The following is a 19,990-nucleotide window of genomic DNA, read 5'->3' as shown; positions in this document are numbered from 1 at the left end:
GTGAAATTGGAAGTCAGCCTATCCGACCTGAAGCGGACCTCGAAAAGTCTGAACGGGGCCGCGGATGAGATGGGGGATCTGCGCGGGGACCTGAACCGGGCGATGAACAGCCTGAGCTATAAAACCCTCAGCCAAGGGGGGGTACAAAGTACGTTCACCCAACTGATGCGGGAACTGGATGGCTTGCAAAGCAAGCTGGAACTGCTGTCGGAGTTGACCCGGCGCAAACGTGAAGAATATGAACAAGCGGACCGAGAGGGCAAAAAATTCAATTGGGGCAAATTGGCCAGTTTCCTCACCTTTGCGTTGGGGATGGTGCTGGATTTTCTCCCTGTGGTCGGTAACGTCAAAGGCATTATTGAGGCCATCACCGGCCGGGATCTGCTCACGGGAGAGAAACTGGCCTGGTATGAGCGCGGTCTTTCCGTGCTGGGACCGTTGGGAAAAGCGGGAAATAAAGCCGCTTCCCTCTTCAAGTATGCGGATGAGGCGCTGGAACTGACGGGAAAAACCGTGAAACATGCGGATGACGCTGCAGATGCAGCGAAAACCGTAGGCCGTGGTGCAGATGAAGCGATCGACGCTGTGCCAACGAGCACCAATAAGGCGGGTGTGCCCGGGAACTCGACCCGAGAAGCCGGGGAGGACATTGCCGGAGCGACGCCGAAGTCGACCAAAGCAGGCGAAGCCCCCGCAGGCTCCAGGGATACAGGTGACGCGCCGATGACCAGTAACAAACCAACGGGCAAAGCAGACGATGCACCAGGAGATGCCGGGTCCAGTCGTCACGATGCGGGCCTGACCGATACCGAGAAAGCGGCGGCAGCCAGTGCCGCGGGAGGAACCGGGGCTGCCGCAGCGGCTTCGATGATAAAGAAGACGCCCGGGGGAAGTGCTGCCAAAGGAGCAGAGCCGCCAGGGGCGCCGAAGTCGAAGGATATCGATTCTTCGCCGCACCCATCGTCTACGGGTCGAACAACAGAAACGCAGAATCCTCAAAAGTCGCAGAAGCAAAGTCAAGTAGAGGACCCGATTCATGCCGCTACGGGTCATCAGTTTATGAACCACCGTCTTCTGACGTTGCACGGGGCAGCAGACTGGCCTTTCACTCTGATTTACCATTCCGGTCTGTTGCAGCGGGGAGAACTGGGCCCGGCTTGGACGCATCAATATGGACTACGTTTGGATTTGACTCCAAAAGACTTCCAGACTACCTTTGAAGCTAGAGATGCATATCAACCCATCGTAGATGTCTATTGGACTCCGGGACGGAAAAACCGATTTACGCACCAAGGGGACGGCCTTTACCGCAGTGATGACCTGGATGTGAACCATGACGAGCTGACCTACACCGGGAAGGGCTGGACCTATATGGCCCGCAGCCCACGTGAGATCTACCAGTTCGACACCAACGGCGTGCTGCTCAGCCATACCCACAGCGACGGACTGTCGTTGGATCTGGTCTATGATGGAGAAGGAAAACTCGAGCAGCTACAGGACCGGGTCACGGGACGTGCGCTGATATTGGACTATACCGCGGAAGGGAACCTCGCTGCGGTCAGAGATGCTTTGCGTGAAGCAACGTTTGGTTATGATACTGCAGGATTCCTGGTGCGTCTAACGGAACCGGACGGTACGATCACGGAGCTGACCCACGACGGCGAAGGGCGCCTGATGTCACTGAGCGAAGCCGGAGTCGTTCAGTTTACCAATACCTACGACGAGAAGTACCGAATCATTGCGCAAACCGACCCATCCGGTGAAGCGGGGCGGATGGCGTATGATACCGAGAGCCATCCGGGTCAGACGTGGACCACCGTTACCAATCGGATGGGTCAGACACGCACCCTCGTGCACGATGACGCCTTGCAGCTCCTCGAAGTGCATGCAGAAGATGGCGGTATCACACGCTATACCTACACGCCGCGAGGACAGATGTCCAGTGCTACGAATCCGCTGGATGAAACCACGACGTATGTCTATGATGAAGAGGGACATCTGATCCGGGAAATCGATCCGCTGGGTCAGGAAACGAAGTATAGTTATACCGTGCACCACCAAGTCGCGCGTGAAACGGATGCCGAAGGCGGTGTAACCAGCTACCGGTACGATGAACAACAACGCCTGACCGAAGTGACCCGTCCCGATGGCAGTACGGCGAAGTGGATCTATACCGAAACGGGACAAACGGCCACGTATCAGGACTTTACGGGAGCCAGCTGGACCTACGCCTATACCGAGACCGGTGAGCTGCAGCATACGCTGGATCCGGAAGGCCGACGTTTACAGGTGGGCTGGGATGAAGCGGGACGACTGGTCGAACTGAAGGATGCCGCCGGAAGTGTAAGTCGCCGGAGCTACGATGGCGCAGACCGCCTGACCTCCATCACCGATCCGCTGGGCCTCACGTGGCAGATTGTGTATGATGCCAGTGGGCAGCGAATTCGCGAAACGCGTCCATCCGGAGCTTCGATGCAGTTTACGTATACACCAAACGGTGAGGTCGCGACCATCACCGATGCACTCGGTCACACCCGGCAGTATACCTATGACGCCGAAAACCGCCTGATCGCCGAGACGAATGCGCTCGGCGAAACTGCGCAGCTATCCTATGACACCGCAGGTCGATTGCAGATCGTGACCGATGCGTTAGGACACGTTACACGGTATCACTATGATGGCGCCGGTCGTCTCATCTCCGTCATCGATGGCGAAGGCCGGACCGTGCAGCAGCTGACCTATGATGCCGCTGGTCGCCCAACTGCCTGGCAGGATGGACTCGGTCACATGACGCGACTACGGTTCAATGCCCTGCATCAGCGCGTCGAAGATACCGACGCGGATGGCCATACCCGCCGTTATCGTTACGATGCCGCACACCGCCTGACCGAAGTGATTCAAGGCCAAGGGTCAGATGAAGTGACCTATCGCCAGACATGGGATGGGGAAGACCGCAATACGAGCTATACGGATGCGAGTGGAAACGAGACTCGTCTGTCGTATGACCGCAGCGGTCGTCTGCTGCAGGAAACGAACGCGGCAGGCGCACGAACGGCGTACACCTATGATGACCGCGGCTGGCTAAGTGCCAAGCTGGATGCCAAGGGCCAGGAAACCCGGTATGTGTATGATGCCGCGGGCCGCCTGATCCGTGCTACGGATGAAGCGGGCGAAATCGTGCTGACCTACACGCCGGATGGACAGGTGACTCGTGTGCTGGAAGCCGAGCAGCATGAGGAACGCACCTATGATGCGGCAGGACGATTGCTTACCCGAACTGATGGGTTAGGGCATCTACTGCAATATGCGTATGATGCGGCAGGCCGGATGACGGCGCTGACCTATCCGGATGGGAAAGTGGTGCAGTATCGCTACCAAGCCACGGGTGAGCTGGCTGAAGTGAAGGACTGGAACGGCCGTCTGACCCGGTACCGCTATGATGCAAGCGGGAAGCTCATCGACACCCGGCGCCCGAACGGCAGTCAGGAGCAAAGGGAATACGATGCGGCCGGCCAACTCACTCGCCTGAGAGATACGAGCGGACAGGGCATTCGTTTACAGCAATTTAAGTACGAATACAGCCCAAGCGGCTTGCTGCTGAAAGAAGAAAACAAACAGTATACGTATGATACCTTGAAACGCCTGCGCAGTGGCGCCGAGCCAGGTCGTGTTGTACACTACACGTATGACCCGTCTGGCAACCTGACAACCGAACAAGTAGGGACATCTGAAACGGAATTCACGAGTACTTCACCAACGCAGCATCTGCACTATACCTGGGATAACCGACTTCAGCGGGTGGGGGACTATCCGGTAGAAATCGATGCCAACGGAAATCTGCTGTATGCGACCGATGGCAGCACCGCTTCTGCTTACGAATACGATGCTCGAAACCGTCTGGTGAAGGCAGGTAAGCTCAAGTATCGATACAATCCACAGGGAGACCGGATTGAACTCGCGCAGCGAGGGCAAGTGACCCGCTATGTCAACGACGATGCACATGAACTGAGCCGGGTTTTGATGGAGCTAGACGGGGAAGGGAATGTGAAATCCCGTTACATCTATGGTCTGGGGCTAATCGGACGCGAAGATGCCGACGGCACGTATCTGAGTTACCACTACGATCTACGTGGCAGTACGACGTTGCTAACGGACGAGCAGAACCGGGTGACGGACCGCTATACGTATGGATTATATGGCGAACTGGAGCAACATGAAGGATTAACCCAGCAGCCGTTTGCGTATAATGGTCGAGATGGGGTCATGACCGATGCCAATGGACTGTATTACATGCGAGCGCGGTACTATGATGCGAAACTGAAGCGGTTCCTGAACCGGGATGTGATCCGTGGAGCGATCCAAGATGGGCAGACATTTAACCGATATGCGTATGTGAACGGGAATCCAGTGAGTTACATTGATCCGTTAGGGTTGATGAAGTGTGAGACTGAGGGGAAGGGTAACTTTGCCAACAAGAATTTTGCTTCTAAGGAATTACTGGATTCTCATTACGAAAAACATGCTGTTAAAAATAATGAATTCCGCGGTGCTTATAAAAATGCAGATGAATACATGCAAGGTGCTAGGGATGTTATGAATAGTGGCACAAAGGTAGAATATCAATACAAAGGTGAAACCCGAACAGGTTATGTGAAGTTTATGGGTAACTCTAGTAAGGGAGAAGCTAAATTTGAGTTTGTAGGAACTAATGCAAATGGTAATGTTACAACGTATCATTTGAAACGTGGAGAGGACTTATGGAAATTACTAAATAATAATAAACACGATAAGACAATCAACCCTATGAAATAAGGAGGTAGCCTATTCATGCAATACACAGCAAAATTAATTGAATTAAGTCCGTTAATCGAAGAAGAAGCTCTTCTCGAAATAAACGGACAAAGAATCGTGGCTTTTATCAATAACTGTCCTTTTGAGATAAATAAGGGGGAGCAGTATCTCATTGAAATTGAACTGGCTATTCTGGATGACTTCGTGATTTCTATGACTGATTCTGACGAAAAAGGTATCGAACAGATAGAAGATAGCTTTTCGCATTTTATTAGGGGTATTTTGAATATTGATAGCGGTACTATAGATGCAGGCATATTATTTGAGATTGATAAAGAATTTCTTTTCAATTATGGATATCTTCATAATCAATACGTACAACTTCGGGTGGATAGATTAAGTGTTGATTTTATTAGCTGATACGATAAAATTTTATTAGCTGTAAGGCCTTTCAAGGTTTCTTTTTTTGTGGGGCTACCCGGAGCCGAATGAACCCATCATTCAACCAATAACATACTTAACCCATGAGTACCACTACAAGAATTTCTTGATTTCCTTTGTACGCACGTAAATGCTTGAAAAGTATAACCTAATTAACGCTATAACGTTATAAAAAACAGGTCGATTATGGTCCGATACTACCATGATTGACCTGTTTTTTGTTATCTTCGTTTTCAAATTTATTCGCAACTGTAGATTACCCTACAGGGATAGTGAAGGTGAGAAGGACATGAATTTTGTCAAAGTTCAAAAGCCTATGTCGAACTGAATCATTAGTCGATATAGGCTTTTTCAACTGGAATAATTAACTGTGATCTAATCTTTCTCCTGCTGTAAACCGTTCAAGGTTTTCTCATATTTTAATCGTTAACATTCTTATGAAAACCTTCTCTGAGATAACACGGAATTAAATAAACTGATTCATTATACCTATATTTATTGAGTATATAGTGGTAATATATTCATATTACTGGCAAGTTTGATTGGTGTTTAGGATCTGTAAGACCTATGCATAGCAAATGAGAGATCAAGTACATACCGAAAGTCGAGGGAGTTAGAGAAAATGAAAAAATTGGCGTTAACTGTATTAGCAGGTGTTTTGTCTGTAAGTATAATGGGTTCAGGAATAGGATCAGCTGTAGCAGCCAGTGAAAAATCAACAGTGGAAGTGTTACTGAATACGAAAAAGATGAAATTCCCTGATGCAAAGCCGTTCCAGGATCATCAAGGTAGTGTGATGGTTCCGATTCGGTTAGTTTCAGAAGCCTTAGGGGCAAAAGTGACCTATTCCAAGACAGGCAAAGTGTCACGGGTTGGTATCCAAAATAAAGAGCATCAGGTGGACATGACGATTGGACAAACGGCTGCTTTAGTGGACGGACAGAAAAAAGATTATGGTACACAAATTATCTTGAAGCAGAACCGGACATTCGTTCCACTACGTCTGGTCAGTGAAGGGCTTGGTCAGAAAGTGGAATGGGATAAGATTGGTCGCTGGGTGTGGATCGGAAATAAAGACTTCAGGAGTACAGACGATAAGGAGTTTAAGTTGACGAAACTGAGTGAATTCAAGGCATACACCCAGAGTGAAAAATATTTTCTTAATAAGAAAGACGTAAAATACACAGGTCTGAAGATTATCAAGGAAAGAGATCTCCCAATTCAATTGAGTGATGGTCAAGTGGTCTATAGCATTGGTATGGTGAAGGTTCAAGGTGATGATATGATTCAAATTCGAAGCAGTCAACGGGGAAACTCTATTAGTTTTTTAGTTAAAAATAGTTTTGTGAGATATCGTGGTGTGGTTGATACGCTCTTTAAAAACAATGGTGATAAAACAGGAATGAATTATCTTCCTGTAATCAGCAGGCTGGATAAATTCCAGAATGGTGAATACATTCAGAATTATGAAGGTTGGACAGATTATAGGGTCAGTCAAGCTGATTACATTTTGCTTGGAGATGGTAGCTTAGACGACTATGCTGTAGCGATTGTCAATCCGTTCAAGTAAGGGGCCGGTCAGGATGAAACGAACGATTAGCTCATTACTCAGTTTGGTACTTATTATATCTTCTGTACTTGCCATATTTACATTTCGTCCAGGACAAGCCGAAGCAGCCGTTTTTTCAATTAGCTCAAGTCGTTTATTGCAAGATCCAGACCCAGCTAAATCGAATATTTATTATTTTGTAGGTATGGTGTATTACGAGGTTTGGAGTAACACTTCCGGGCAATGGACTGGTGCTGGTCATCATCCCGGATCTAAAGTTCCCACGGTGGATGGAGGGACTTACGAGTTTAAATTTGGATCCGGTCGAAAGATCAAGGATATTACAGTAAAACCTTTTGATTTCAATTGGACGCTTGCTAACGATACTTTTAATAAATCTAGATCTGGAGAATTGAGAGATAAAAATCAGGAATACTATTGGAATGCTACTTCTAATGTTACGTACTCATACAGAGAGTCACCTCCTGTTGGAAAAGGCACCAATATAGGAAGTAAAGAAGTCTTGGTTAAAGATGGTGTTCTTACTGCTAGAAATGGAGCCGTCGATCGAAGGGCAGAGGAAGAAGATGATGGTAAGACTTTTGGGCGAAACGTAGAAGGCTGGCAATACTTCTTCCCAACCCTCTTTACAATTGAGCTTGAACCTGAAGAAGGTAAGGCGATAGTCAAACATTGGACAATAACCGGTCAGAGTCTGGATGGCGTTGACGGGTTTAGGGATAAGGAAGAAAAGCTGGAGAAAGATAAGGAATATAGTTATACCCACACAGCACCCGGAGAGAAATATACATACGAAGGTTATAAGAAAAGTACCGTTGCTGCGCCGAGTGGTGGAAGTCGATCTCAGGGGGATCCGGGCAAGTTCATCTATAACGGAAAGTATCCTTACTATTATGTATACTTCTATTACAAGTTAAAAAACGGAGATGGTCCAACGATACCTGATAATGTTTGTACTGAGCCCGTTCCAGGACGAACGTTGGAGGGTAAGTACATGGATCCACTCGTGACCGCCATGATTAAGGCAGATCAACGGGGCAATGAAGCTTTTGATGTGCTCAAGGGGATTCCTACCTCCGAAAGCCTGTACGGAAACGTATTTAGTCGGGATTATTTGTTTGAACATACCTTTGTACAGATGACAGGCACATGTACATATCAGTTTGATGTTGAGAAAATATGGACCCTGAAGTGGGATCCGAAGAAGACTGAGAAAGATGCGGAGGGTAATGAGAGGGAAGTTCCAGATCCGCAGGAAGCGGAAGAAACGGTGACGAAGCAATATACTGTCGAGCGTCCGTACGATTACTGGACGATTGATACGTTAAGTGTATACAGCATCGATGAGGCGACGCTAATCAATTATGCTTTTGGATCTGGACAAATCACGTTGCAACCCGAAGGTTATGTCCCACCGGATTTTCAGGCGGAAACGACGGGGTATTATTATCCGCCACCCAATCCAGTCAAAGTCACAGCTCCGCCTGGCACAAAAACGGGAGGAAAGGATCGACCCTCCCCGCCCGATGAAGATCTACAGAGTGTGGCTGAGGAGGCAGTCCCTGATGTAGAGGTAGAGAATGATGCCTTTTACTTTAATGGAGGGACGGTTATGGATCCGCAGCGGTCCCCTGAATCCGGCCCACAGCCCGGCGAAATTCCAGTTCCCGTGCAGATTGATGAGAATGTATTATATAGTCCCTATAACTATATTCCAATCAGTAAGGCGAACAAACAAGATACCATCAGCGAGGGTACCATTCGTTATACCTTAATGGATAACAGTGTGAATGGAGGTGATGACCAAGAGTTCGATATCTATGGTATCAACACCGTTACCGTACATACGCCGGTGGTAAACTACTCGCTCGTTTCGGATGATCAGCCACATAACCAGAAAACAGTGCCGAACATGAACCGGTCCGCCCTCATTTTGGAACGACCGTTCACGGTACGCATCCCGACCAGCGGCCAGCATCTGGATGATGGGTCCTACCCGGGATATGGCAATCGGGATTACGCTAAATATTATCGGATTAAACAAGTGCGGTTTCCTTTTGATGTGTACAGCGCCGACCGAACACAATTTGTTCCGCGAAATACGTGGATCGACATCCAGGTACCTGTACTGGATACGACGTTCTATCTCCCGGTGTGGGTAGATGAAGGAGACTACCAGGTGGAATTTCGTAATATTGCCGAAAACGCGCCGTCTGATTTTAGTACGCAGCCGGAAGTCGACGCTCAGCCCGATGCCAATACGGACTTGTACTACCACGTCGCCTCCGATGAGGTATCCGTAGAAGTCATTGGGAGGTTATACGACTTTGAGATTACCGATATCGCCGACTATAACTGGGAGCTGGTCTTCCGCCGTTTCAAAAATAGCATTGCGCCCACCTGGATCAGTTACTGGACGGGCACGCAGGATATTGACGGGGACAAGCGGGGCAACAAACCCCAGTTTACCGTCCCGATTCGCCCGGGCAGTCACCCACTGCAAGGGTACCAGAATGTGGCGGTGAAGACTGGATATCACTTCAAGTTTGACTTTAAAACCAAAGGCAACATGTTTGGCCCGCGAGACGGCATTCGTCTCACGCCAACCTTTGACTTTGTGAGCAAGGATGGAAACACCAGAGTACCAGTGGATCTGTATTACTCGACCAACCAGCGTAACTTTATTCGCATTGGTTCGGCAGAGGATCAGGTGAAACGATTTGTGATTCTGAACGATCGGCTGCGTCAAGTCCCGTCCGAACAACTACGAGATACAGCGACGTACAAATACAACCGATATGGTGAAATTCATCCAGGGATGATGAGTGAACGAGCGTATCAGGAGTACTACCGAGACAAATTCACGAAAATGAAAACCCCGGTAGGTGGGTATAGCCTACTCTTGATGCCAGAACAGTTGCGGACATTTATTGGTCCGAAAACGAATATTCCAACGACCGCCAGCGCAGATGTCCTCCGTGCGAATGCATCCATTCAACAGTGGTATGGGGAATACAGTTTGCCCGCCGAGCCCTATGTGGTGCAAGCGGGAACGAACTTGGCTGAGTATGGACGTACGCATGGCGGATTGGATGCTAAATCACCAATCTTCTTGAAAGATGGGTATATCGTGGTGAACTTTAACTTCGAGTCCATTCGAGAAGGAAATCTGTCGGCTCCGCATCTTCAATACATCCATGCCCCGCTGATGAATCAATGGATGATGGAAGGCTTTGATCGTCAAGTGGAGGATAGCTATGGCAACAGCTTCACCCTGCGGGACGGAGACGTGGTGTTCTACCATGCGGATCGTTCCAGCCGGGATGATTTCAGTGCGCAGGTACCGCATTAAAGAAAAAGCAAGTTAGTTTTAGGATTAGATCCTGATCGAAGGAATCCTTTTACACGAGGGTTTCTTCGATCTATTTACAAATAGATTGATAAAGTGAGGGATGGTTGTGTCCCGGATGATAAAGATAGTTACATTGACCATGATGATAGTTTTTATTTTAGGAGGGTGTTCAAGAGTGGATACAAAAGATAAAGATCAAGAAATTATGGAGCGCTCGGAAGCCATTGCCATTCAGTACTTAAAGGATACTTATGACTTGGATGTGACAATTACTAGGAAACAAATGCAGCCTAAAATGGCAATGAGTTGGGTTACTTTTTATGGCTATGTTTCTCAACATGAAGAACAGTCTTTTAATGTGTCTATTAATTATGAAGAGAATCGGACGGAGTCATTTAGTTTTAGCCCAGAATTAGAAGAATTCTTGTTAACCGAAGGTTACGATCCTTATAAATTGGACTGATAATGAAAGGTGGACTTTATAATGGATAAAGATAGTTCTAATAATAGAGAAATTACTGATCTTGTTTATAAGAAAATGTCACAAGAAGCATATAAGGATTATGAAACTGGTAAGAAAATAGGAGTTCTTCCTGGCTGGGAAGTTCTAGACCAACAACATAATTCATCTGGCATGGACGCTGTCACCTTCTATAATCCAGAAACGAAACAAGCCGTCATAGCTTTCCGGGGAACCGAGGGAAGTGCTCCTCTGGAGAGAGCTTATCCTGATCTAAAAGCGGACGTTCTAAATATTGGCCTACCCGAAATAGGAGCTACGTTTGATAGAAAATACAATCCATGGCCTGAATCCTGGAGTGGGGTTATTCAGGGCACCGAAGATGCACTAGGAATTACGTGGCTTAATAACTTGTTTGGGGACACGGGGAAAAGTATAGATAAAGAATTCGGACCGGATAATCAATTGTACGAAGCCGAAGATTATGTGAAAGAGATGCAAAGTAAGTATCCCGATGCAGATTTCACTCTTACGGGGCATTCCCTAGGTGGGGGAAATGCGCAATATGCAGCGGTGTACACGGGACTCGACGCGGTCACTTTTAGTGCCCCAACTGTTGTGGCCGCGTTGACGCCAGAGATGAGAAGGAAAGCCGAGGAAGGGGCGTTCGATGGACAAGTAACCAATTTCATACATCCTGGCGATGGTATTGCGAGTGGCCTCTTTGATGGTTATGAGCGGCATGTGGGATCTACGCTTCTTATTAATTCAAATTATGCAGATGCAAATGAGAACTATGGGATGAATGTTTGGGCCAAGGTGAGGGATACATTATTTGAGGATGGTCCTGGATATCACGATATGAAGCATTATAGCTTCGATGACGATGGATATATCAATAATCCATTGTATGATGAAATTACGGGAGAACGAGTAAGTTTCTCTCCGCGGAAACCTTCGGATCATAACATCCTGGATCGTGCACGTGAAGCATGGGATACTCTATCTAAAGGCTTCAAGTCGGTAGTTAGCGTTGTTGGTGGATATTCCGCAGGAACCATTGAGCTTACGCCAGAAGAATTGAAAGAGATTGCAGGGAAATGGAGTCGGCAAGCGCAGGATATGAGTCGTACCTTCGAAAGGATCCAACGGAACTTTTTCGAGTATACCGAGAGCAGTCATAGTCAGAGGCTTGTGCCGATTGTGTGGGATTTGCAGATGAGTATTAAGCAACTGGATGAATGGCATCTGGAACATACCTCTGATCTTGTAGATTATATCCAGAACAAGGCGGATTTATTTATCCAGGCCGATAGTGGAACGGGAGCCTAACCGACATTGAGTAGAAAGGCAGGAAGATGTAAATGAGTGGAAACAGTATAGCCATGGATTTGGATCAGTTACTACAGGCTGAACAGGAGTTGGATCTTATTCTTCGTGAATTGAGAGAAAACGAGAGAGAAGCACGAGTATTGTATGAGAAGCTAAACACCTGGAAGGGACAATCAGCCGATAAACTTCGGATCAAGGTGGAAGTTTTCTTTTATCAGTTGGATACCAAGACCCAAATACTTCTCAAACAGAAACAGGAAATGTTAGATGCGATACAGAGAATAAAGGAAGCGGATGGAAGTTATTAATTGTAGTTTGAGGTTTCAAGTTTATATTTTACATAGAATGTCCTCGTGGGCGACTAGATCTTATTCATAAACGAATCATTAATTGTCATATGGGCCACAAGTTATAAACATCAAGAAAAGATGCCACCCCACATTAAAGTGAGAATTGGCATCTTTTTTTTGAGTACTCACAAAACAAAATCAATACACCCGATGTTTCCATCCATTCAACTTCGCGATGGCCTCCAGATAATAATAATCTCCATAGATCAGGGAGACATCAATGAAGGAATTGCCGCTGCCTGTGGCATGCAGCAGAATCGATTCATGCTCTGGCTGATCCCAGACCGCATAGTTCTCTGTTAAGGAACGTAGGATTCGTTCGGCTGCATCGGCATAGAGTCGTTTTTCACCTTCAGGAACGGCGGTGGCCAGCTCCAGCAGACCGGATGCGGCGATTGCTGCTGCAGAGCTATCTCGGGACTGATCCTCCAAAGTCGGAAGTCTGAAATCCCAGTAAGGTACATGATCCTCTGGCAGCGCAGCAATAAAGTAATGGGCGATTCGTTTTGCTGTGTTCAGGAAACGCTCATCCTGGGTATAACGATACGTATTGGCGAATCCGTATAATCCCCATGAGGTACCACGACTCCATGAGGATTCAGGAGCATATCCCTGTCCGCCAAAACATTCAATATAACGACCATCCTCCGGGTCAAAGGAAAGGATATGTTTGGTCGATCCGTCTTCACGAACACCATACTGCATGGTCGTCTCTGCATGGCTAATGGCAATATGTTTGTAGCGGGGATCTCCCGTCACTTCTGAAGCCCAGAACAACAAAGAGATATTCAGCATGCAATCAATGATGGCCCATCCGTATTTGTCTTCATTCCACGCACGAATGAATTTGCCGACCGGATAATAGCGTCCTGCAAGGAAATTGGCTGCCTCCAGACCACGTCTGAGAGCGTCTTCATCACCTGTAATTTTATGTTTGATAACAGCAGTAGAGAGAAACTGGAAGCCAACATCGTGATGAAGCTCTCCTGTTGAACTTATAAACCATTGCTCCAAAGTTTCATCCCACGACCATGCCGCATCCCGGTAGCTTTCCTCTCCTGTCATATCGTAAATAATCCACAGCATACCCGGCCAGAAACCTGAAACCCACCAATCGGTGTTGATGTTATCATACTTCCCATCATCGCCGGCAAAATGAGGACATTTATTCCCAATGTTTTTTTTCATCTCGGGCAATTTGTTTTCCAGCTTCTGCATGACTTCCTGCCAATATGTCGTAGTTACAGCGGATTCTGCCTTGGCCATGAGATTACCTCCTTAAGGTTAATTAGAAAGTAAAGATAACGCTTTCCTATAAGGAGATTATATCTTTTTAAAAACCTTAAAAGTTGTGTTAGGATATGAAGAAATGTTGCTCTGTTGTCATTGTGAAAAAGGGGGAACGAGAGTGTTTGAACCTGTGGACTTTGAGGGAAATACTTTGGTGTGGGATTATCAAATTAAATCGGTAAACGAATTCAAAGGATATTATCATTGGCATCAATGCGGGGAAATTCTCTATGTCCATGAAGGGCAGGGCATTGTGGTATTGAATAATCATACCTATCCCATTCGTAAAGGCATGCTCTTCTTTTTTCAGCCATATCAGCTGCATCACGTCTATGCCGAGGTTCATCCAGATACACCGTATGAAAGGAACATTTTCTATGTAGAGCCCATTGTAATGGACCGATATTTGGAAGCGTTCCCGCATCGCCGTGCTTTTTTTTCGAGGTTATGGAAAGGAAGGAATCAACAGCAGGTTTTTGATTTGAGTTTATCTGTGGATCAGATGGATTGGGTATACAGAAGTTATCACCAGTCACGCAGTCGGGTTGGGGGAGGAATCGGTGCTGTTTTTGCTACAACTATTGAATGTTATGGATTTGGATCAACAAAATGACGGGGATCAGGCGAGTCAACCACACTTGGACGAGTCACGTCAATTAAGACATGCGGAGAAGATGATGCATTGGATTGAAGAACACTACACAGATGAAATCAAGCTGAATCATATGGCAGACGATATCCACTTATCCAAGTCTTATGCTTCCCGTATCTTTCAGCAAGAAACAGGAAGCAGTATAACGGACTACGTCACAGCCCGAAGGCTCAAGCAGGCTTATTTCTGTGCTGGAAACGACAACTCTGTCCGTTGAAGAGGTTGGCAGGCGTTCGGGATTCCCAAATGTATCTTACTTCATTCAATTATTTCGCAAAACTGCGGGAACCACTCCGCTACAGTACGGCTGCATTTTGAACGCAGCAGCAGACATTAAATCACATAAGGTTAACTGCTGATGTTACTAAAAGTAGCGTCAGTATTGCTACAGCCACTTATCTGCCCACCGTTCCACGGCGCTTAATGCGCGCCCCAGCTCTGTACCTTTGCGTGACAACATATATTCTGTCCGAACAGGGCGTTCCGTAACCACATGACGCACGACAAGTCCCTCTTCCTCCAGTTCCTTCATTCGTTCATTAAGTACCCGTTTGCTCAGGTCCGGGATATAAGCGTGAATTTCACTGAATCGTTTGGGTTCTTCCATTAATGTATGAATAATGAGGGCTACCCATTTCCGGCCAATGATCTGATAAGACTGTTCCACCTTTTCGCATATTTGCTTGGCATTCTCATCATCGCTCATAAAAAGTGCTCCTTTGGTTTAGTTATGCTTATTATAGCATTAGTATACTTATTGTAACCTGAGTGTCCACAAGCCCTATGTGTAAAATGTCACATACCAATTGTTCTTAATGTTACCACATAAAGCGTTAACATTAAATAAAAACCCTATAAACACTGGTGTTCACAGGTTGGACACGATTGTTGACGAATTGTGACGACAGGTGTAATATGGGTAACGTCAATTCAATTGGTTACAATTTATAACCTTGATTAAGGTTGTGGAGAGAAGGAATGTTCCATGTTTAATTCAGGTCGGATACACAAGCGGAGGTAAGGCGGGGAACTCCCCCACTAATTCCGTCTTTTGTCATGCTTGGATTTGAACATTTTGCATCATCATATACTATACTGCACAGATCACAGGAGGCACTCCAATGGACGCAATGACATTTGTCCTCTTCGGGGCAACAGGCGATTTAGCCAAACGCAAGATTTATCCTGCACTATATAATTTGTACATTGATTCAAAAATGCCAAAATCCTTCTCCGTTATCGGTCTTGGACGGCGCGAATTGTCGGATGCTGACTTCCAAGCGAATGTTGAAAAGTCACTGCATACCTTCTCCCGTCAAACACCGGAAGAAGAAGCTCAGGTTCGCGATTTCATTGGAGCTTTCCGTTATTGTTCGTTAAATAATACGAAGCTTGAAGATTACACCAAATTGCTGGAACTGGTTCAGAAGCGTGAACAAGAGCTGAATATTCCCGAAAATCGCATGTTCTACATGTCGGTAGCACCGGAATTCTTTGAGCCCATCGCCCTGAACATTCAAGAAAGCGGCTTGGGTAACACCAAAGGCTGGAAGAAACTCATCATCGAAAAACCATTCGGACACGATCTGCAATCTGCGCGTGAACTGAATGAAAAACTCAGCAATACTTTTGCAGAAGAAGAAATTTACCGTATTGACCATTTCCTTGGTAAACCGATGGTACAAAATATTGAAACTCTTACCTACGCAAATCCGGTCATTCAGGCTTTGTGGTCCAACCGTTATATTGCCAATGTACAGATTACGGCGAGTGAAACGGTTGGCGTAGAAGAACGTGCCGCGTATTATGACCAAAGCGGTGCCCTTCGTGACATGTTCCAAAACCATATGCTTCAATTGCTGATGATGATTGGTTTGCATTTGCCAAAACGCTGCACACCTGAAGAAATTCAATTCAAAAAGCAGAAGATCGCTGAAGCTCTTCGTCCATTGACGAAAGAGAATATCGCTTCCGAAGTCGTTCGTGCTCAATACGGAGCAGGCGAACTGCAAGGTACTCCTGTTGTGGGATATTTGGACGAGCCTGGTATTCCAGCTGGTTCTCAGAATGAGACTTATGTTGCCGCGAGACTGTGGATCGATGATCCATTCTGGAGCGAGGTTCCATTTTACATTCGTACAGGCAAACGCCTGGCTGAAAAATCGACCAGAATTGTTGTTGAATTCAAGGCTCCGCTCAAAACAGGTCATGAATCCGAAAATACAACGGAGCCTAACCTGCTGACAATTGAAATTGGTCCGAAGGAAAGCATCTCGCTTCAATTGAATGCGAAAAACCCACTCAACCAAGGTGAAGTGGAACCAATGCATATGAACTTCAACTCAGGTGAACGCAACATTCCGGAAGCTTACGAAAACCTGATCTTTGACGCGATGCGTGGCGATTCTACATTCTTCGCTCACTGGAACGAAGTTGAACTGGCTTGGCAGTGGGTACAACCGATCCTGGAAGCATTCCAGGAAGGCAGTGTGCCACTGGATACGTACAGCGCAGGTTCGCAAGGACCTGAGTCCGCAGATCGTCTGATCGCAGAGAACGGCTACCGTTGGTGGTAAGTGAAACGAAATAGTGAGCAAAAGAGAAAATAACGTACGATTCGTTTTGCTCGATAATATGCAAATTTTAATAAAGTACACCGTTCCAATTTTGCATAAGTCCTTCCGGTAATACCCGGAAGGCCGCGAAAATTTTTGATATAGATTAGTTGGCTCAATCTAAATCAGTTCATAACAATTACGCGCGAGGAGTGAAGGAGACGAAATCGATTCTGAAGAAGCGAAGCGTTCGCCTTTGTCTCTATATTTTAACAATTAACATTATTAATCAAAAAAATATGGAGACAACAGCGATCGAAAGAACGATTCGTAACCGGAACGGCTGCTGCGCCACATGGTTAAGCACTTATTTTGGAATTGGCCAGATAAAATTAGAAATGTTCATAACAGGAGGAACTTAGCAATGAAACTTGGACTTATTGGATTAGGTAAAATGGGATTGAACTTGGGCAGAAACCTGATTGACCACAAACATGAAGTGGTTGCTTTTGACCTTAACGCTGAAGCTGTAAATGAAATGAAAGAATATGGTGCAACAGGCGTATCTTCCTATGCAGAAATGGTCGCTTCCCTTGAATCCCCTCGCGTATTGTGGATCATGGTTCCCCACAACGTGGTTGACGCTGTATTGGCTGAAGTAAGCCCACTGTTGTCCCAAGGGGACATCATCATTGAAGCGGGTAACTCACACTACAAAGAGTCCATCCGTCGTTACGAAGAAATGAAACCTAAAGGCATTCACTACATGGATGCTGGTACATCCGGTGGTATGGAAGGCGCACGTAATGGCGCATGTTACATGATCGGTGGCGATCCTGAAGCTTGGGCAGTCGTTGAGCCTGCGTTCAAGGATACTTCCGTTGAAAATGGTTACCTGTATGCTGGTAAAGCAGGTAGCGGTCACTTCCTGAAAATGGTTCACAACGGTATCGAGTACGGTATGATGGCTTCCATTGGTGAAGGCTTCGACGTATTGGAGAAAAGCGGCTTTGATTTCGACTTCGAACAAGTGGCCCGTGTATGGAACAACGGTTCCGTTATCCGTTCATGGTTGATGGAATTGACAGAGCGTGCATTCTCCAAAGATGCGAACCTGGATGAAATCAAAGGGGTTATGCATTCTTCCGGTGAAGGACGTTGGACAGTTGAAACAGCATTTGACCTGCAAACTGCTACGCCAGTTATCGCCTTGTCCCTGTTGATGCGTTATCGCTCCCTGGAAACAGACACATTCACAGGTAAAGTTGTCGCAGCATTGCGTAATGAATTTGGCGGCCACGCTGTAGAAAAAAATTAATTCATATATAACTGTTAACATATACGGATAATCGGGTAATGATGAGTATAGCTGTTTACAAATTCATCAAGTGGAGGGAACATATCATGAAATTTTTCTTAGATACAGGTAATGTTGAAGAAATCAAACGGATCGAACGTCTTGGTCTGGTAGATGGAGTCACGACCAACCCGTCTTTGATTGCCAAAGAAGGTCGCGTATTTAAAGAAGTGATTCAGGAGATCTGTGGCGTTGTGAAAGGCCCGGTCAGTGCTGAAGTGATCGGACTTAAAGCCGAGGATATGTTGAAGGAAGCTTATGAAATTGCTGAGTGGGCACCGAATGTAGTGATTAAACTACCGATGACCGAAGATGGACTCTATGCTTGTCATGAACTGACGCAAAAAGGAATTAAAACCAATGTAACGCTGATCTTCTCCGCAGCACAGGGTCTGATGGCGGCGAAAGCTGGTGCAACCTACATCAGTCCATTTGTTGGCCGTCTGGATGATATTGCGGTGGATGGCATGAAGCTGATTCGAGATCTGCGTCTCATTCTGGATACGTACGATCTGCCTTCCGAAATTATTGCAGCAAGCATTCGTAATATCAAACATGTGGAGGATGCAGCACTTTCCGGTGCGCATATCGCCACTATTCCGGGCTCGCTCCTGCCAACATTGTGGAAACACCCACTGACAGACAGCGGCATTGAGCGCTTCCTGAAAGATTGGGAATCCGTTCCGAAATAATAAAATGTAGGCAATGGCCTGGAATCTCAGAGCCGTATTCTATAAAAAAGCCTTCCACCTTGCAGACAAATCTGCTGGCGGAAGGCTTTTTTGGTTTGTACATGATGATATCGGCGTACGAGCAGGTGCTGTCCTTCTTTTTCGGGACAACAGTGCATAAGGATAGTATATAGCCTATAGCTCATCCCGCAGGGGAGGGACGCCCGATGATGAGAAGACGATGGCGAAGCCGAAGACGCCGCAAGCCGCCAAGTGGCAGGCGCAAAATGTGGTTGATTATTGTATTGGTAACAGCCTTCTGTTTGATGCAAGGTTTTGCCTATGTTGATAAGAAAATGAAACCGCCCATCATGCATCTGGCCAAGATCAGAGTAAAGCAAATTGCAACGGAAGCGATCAACAAGGCCATTACAGCGCAGGTTTCCGAAGGCAAATCCACCGAGGGACTGATCGACTGGAAAACCGATACGGCTGGGAAAGTGTCCGGATTCATGCTGAATTACGATGAGCATATGCGGATTACCGCGAGTACGATGAACATTGTGCAGTCCACTTTGCAGAACGTGCATATGTTAAAAGAAAAAATACCGCTGGGGCAGGCGTTGGGCAGTCCGGTACTGGCATCCTTTGGTCCAAGTATACCGGTTCGTATTGAGCCTCAGGGAGCCGTTAAGGTGGATCTGAACACACGTCAGCAGAATGCGGGAATTAACATGATTCTGGTGGAAGTGTACATTCACATCATTGCCGAAGTTGCGGTGGTGGTGCCCTTTGACATGGAACCCGAGACTGTTGATACGGAAATTCCGATATCCTACCTGCTGGTAGTGGGCGATGTGCCGATGTACTACTACGATAATCAGGGCAAGCCGGTGGGCAGCAACGGCAGCAATGCACCCGCTATAGCTCTGCCATCGGGTCAGACGGGTGTGTCCAGTGGTCATGGAGGGACGCCTAATTCAACCTCTCCCAATCAACAGCAGGCTCCAGCAAACGGTCTGAACGGAAATGAATTGGAGGTTGAGCCGGATTTGTCAGATCCAAATGAGGGTTTGCAGCTTGACGTGGATGTGAACCACTAATGAAGAATCAAAGGCAAATATCGAATAAAAAAAGGGGCCTCTTAATGAGAGCCCTGCAAAACGAAT

16 protein-coding genes are annotated in these 19,990 nt (G+C 46.7%); 14 read left to right on the top strand and 2 right to left on the bottom strand.

The genetic code is table 11. The features are described 5' to 3' along the window. The 7 genes from P364_RS35625 (at nt 1) to P364_RS0124450 (ending at nt 12,254) form a co-directional block, all read left to right on the top strand. Complete coding sequence (locus P364_RS35625) at nt 1-4,812, top strand: RHS repeat-associated core domain-containing protein (protein ID WP_024632681.1); 4,812 nt, start codon at nt 1-3, stop codon at nt 4,810-4,812. 15 nt (nt 4,813-4,827) lie between these two features. Continuing rightward, nucleotides 4,828-5,211 carry a hypothetical protein gene (locus P364_RS0124475; protein ID WP_024632680.1) on the top strand — a complete coding sequence of 128 codons (384 nt, stop codon included), beginning with the start codon at nt 4,828-4,830 and terminating at the stop codon, nt 5,209-5,211. 643 nt (nt 5,212-5,854) lie between these two features. Further along, complete coding sequence (locus P364_RS0124470; RefSeq protein WP_024632679.1) at nt 5,855-6,802, top strand: copper amine oxidase N-terminal domain-containing protein; 948 nt, start codon at nt 5,855-5,857, stop codon at nt 6,800-6,802. A 13-nt stretch (nt 6,803-6,815) separates the two neighbouring features. Continuing rightward, nucleotides 6,816-10,154, top strand: coding sequence for a DUF5704 domain-containing protein (locus tag P364_RS0124465; RefSeq protein WP_024632678.1), 3,339 nt, complete (start codon nt 6,816-6,818; stop codon nt 10,152-10,154). Between the two features lie 175 nt (nt 10,155-10,329). Further along, nucleotides 10,330-10,617, top strand: coding sequence for a hypothetical protein (locus P364_RS0124460; protein WP_024632677.1), 288 nt, complete (start codon nt 10,330-10,332; stop codon nt 10,615-10,617). 21 nt (nt 10,618-10,638) lie between these two features. Further along, entirely contained in the window at nt 10,639-11,946 is a 1,308-nt protein-coding gene (locus P364_RS0124455; RefSeq protein WP_024632676.1) for a lipase family protein, read from the top strand. Nucleotides 11,947-11,978: 32 nt separating this feature from the next. After that, complete coding sequence (locus P364_RS0124450) at nt 11,979-12,254, top strand: hypothetical protein (protein WP_024632675.1); 276 nt, start codon at nt 11,979-11,981, stop codon at nt 12,252-12,254. Nucleotides 12,255-12,434: 180 nt separating this feature from the next. Here P364_RS0124450 and P364_RS0124445 read toward each other — a convergent pair whose 3' ends face one another. Next, the gene (locus P364_RS0124445; RefSeq protein ID WP_024632674.1) at nt 12,435-13,562 is read right to left on the bottom strand and encodes a glycoside hydrolase family 88 protein; all 1,128 of its coding nucleotides are present in this window, start codon (nt 13,560-13,562) and stop codon (nt 12,435-12,437) included. A gap of 142 nt (nt 13,563-13,704) precedes the next feature. Between P364_RS0124445 and P364_RS0124440 the strand changes: the two genes are divergently transcribed. Genes P364_RS0124440 through P364_RS38790 form a run of 3 tightly spaced genes read left to right on the top strand, consistent with a single transcriptional unit; the run spans nt 13,705 to nt 14,597 of the window. Beyond that, nucleotides 13,705-14,199: an AraC family ligand binding domain-containing protein gene (locus P364_RS0124440; protein WP_024632673.1), complete on the top strand. Its 495-nt coding sequence runs from the start codon at nt 13,705-13,707 to the stop codon at nt 14,197-14,199. Continuing rightward, entirely contained in the window at nt 14,183-14,455 is a 273-nt protein-coding gene (locus tag P364_RS35620; RefSeq protein WP_161634265.1) for an AraC family transcriptional regulator, read from the top strand. The genes P364_RS0124440 and P364_RS35620 overlap by 17 nt, the downstream gene beginning before the upstream one ends. Next, nucleotides 14,427-14,597, top strand: coding sequence for an AraC family transcriptional regulator (locus tag P364_RS38790; RefSeq protein WP_161634266.1), 171 nt, complete (start codon nt 14,427-14,429; stop codon nt 14,595-14,597). Before P364_RS35620 ends, P364_RS38790 begins: the two co-directional genes overlap by 29 nt. Nucleotides 14,598-14,623: 26 nt before the next feature. On the opposite strand, the gene P364_RS0124430 is transcribed toward P364_RS38790, so the two are convergent. Next, nucleotides 14,624-14,944, bottom strand: coding sequence for a winged helix-turn-helix transcriptional regulator (locus P364_RS0124430; protein ID WP_024632671.1), 321 nt, complete (start codon nt 14,942-14,944; stop codon nt 14,624-14,626). A 415-nt stretch (nt 14,945-15,359) separates the two neighbouring features. Between P364_RS0124430 and zwf the strand changes: the two genes are divergently transcribed. The 4 genes from zwf to yunB all read left to right on the top strand — a co-directional run bounded on the left by zwf (nt 15,360) and on the right by yunB (nt 19,924). Further along, complete coding sequence (zwf, locus tag P364_RS0124425) at nt 15,360-16,814, top strand: glucose-6-phosphate dehydrogenase (RefSeq protein WP_024632670.1); 1,455 nt, start codon at nt 15,360-15,362, stop codon at nt 16,812-16,814. 403 nt (nt 16,815-17,217) lie between these two features. After that, nucleotides 17,218-18,111, top strand: a complete 894-nt coding sequence (gnd, locus tag P364_RS0124420; RefSeq protein ID WP_024632669.1) for a phosphogluconate dehydrogenase (NAD(+)-dependent, decarboxylating) — start codon at nt 17,218-17,220, stop codon at nt 18,109-18,111. Between the two features lie 86 nt (nt 18,112-18,197). Further along, nucleotides 18,198-18,842, top strand: a complete 645-nt coding sequence (gene fsa / locus P364_RS0124415) for a fructose-6-phosphate aldolase (protein ID WP_024632668.1) — start codon at nt 18,198-18,200, stop codon at nt 18,840-18,842. A gap of 206 nt (nt 18,843-19,048) precedes the next feature. After that, nucleotides 19,049-19,924, top strand: a complete 876-nt coding sequence (gene yunB, locus P364_RS0124410; protein WP_024632667.1) for a sporulation protein YunB — start codon at nt 19,049-19,051, stop codon at nt 19,922-19,924. Nucleotides 19,925-19,990: the final 66 nt, after the last annotated feature.

This window comes from Paenibacillus sp. MAEPY2, assembly GCF_000499205.1.
GTDB classification, from domain to species: Bacteria; Bacillota; Bacilli; order Paenibacillales; family Paenibacillaceae; genus Paenibacillus; species Paenibacillus vandeheii.
Note: the sequence above shows the minus strand (reverse complement) of the source record. Positions and strands in the feature narration are given on the sequence as shown.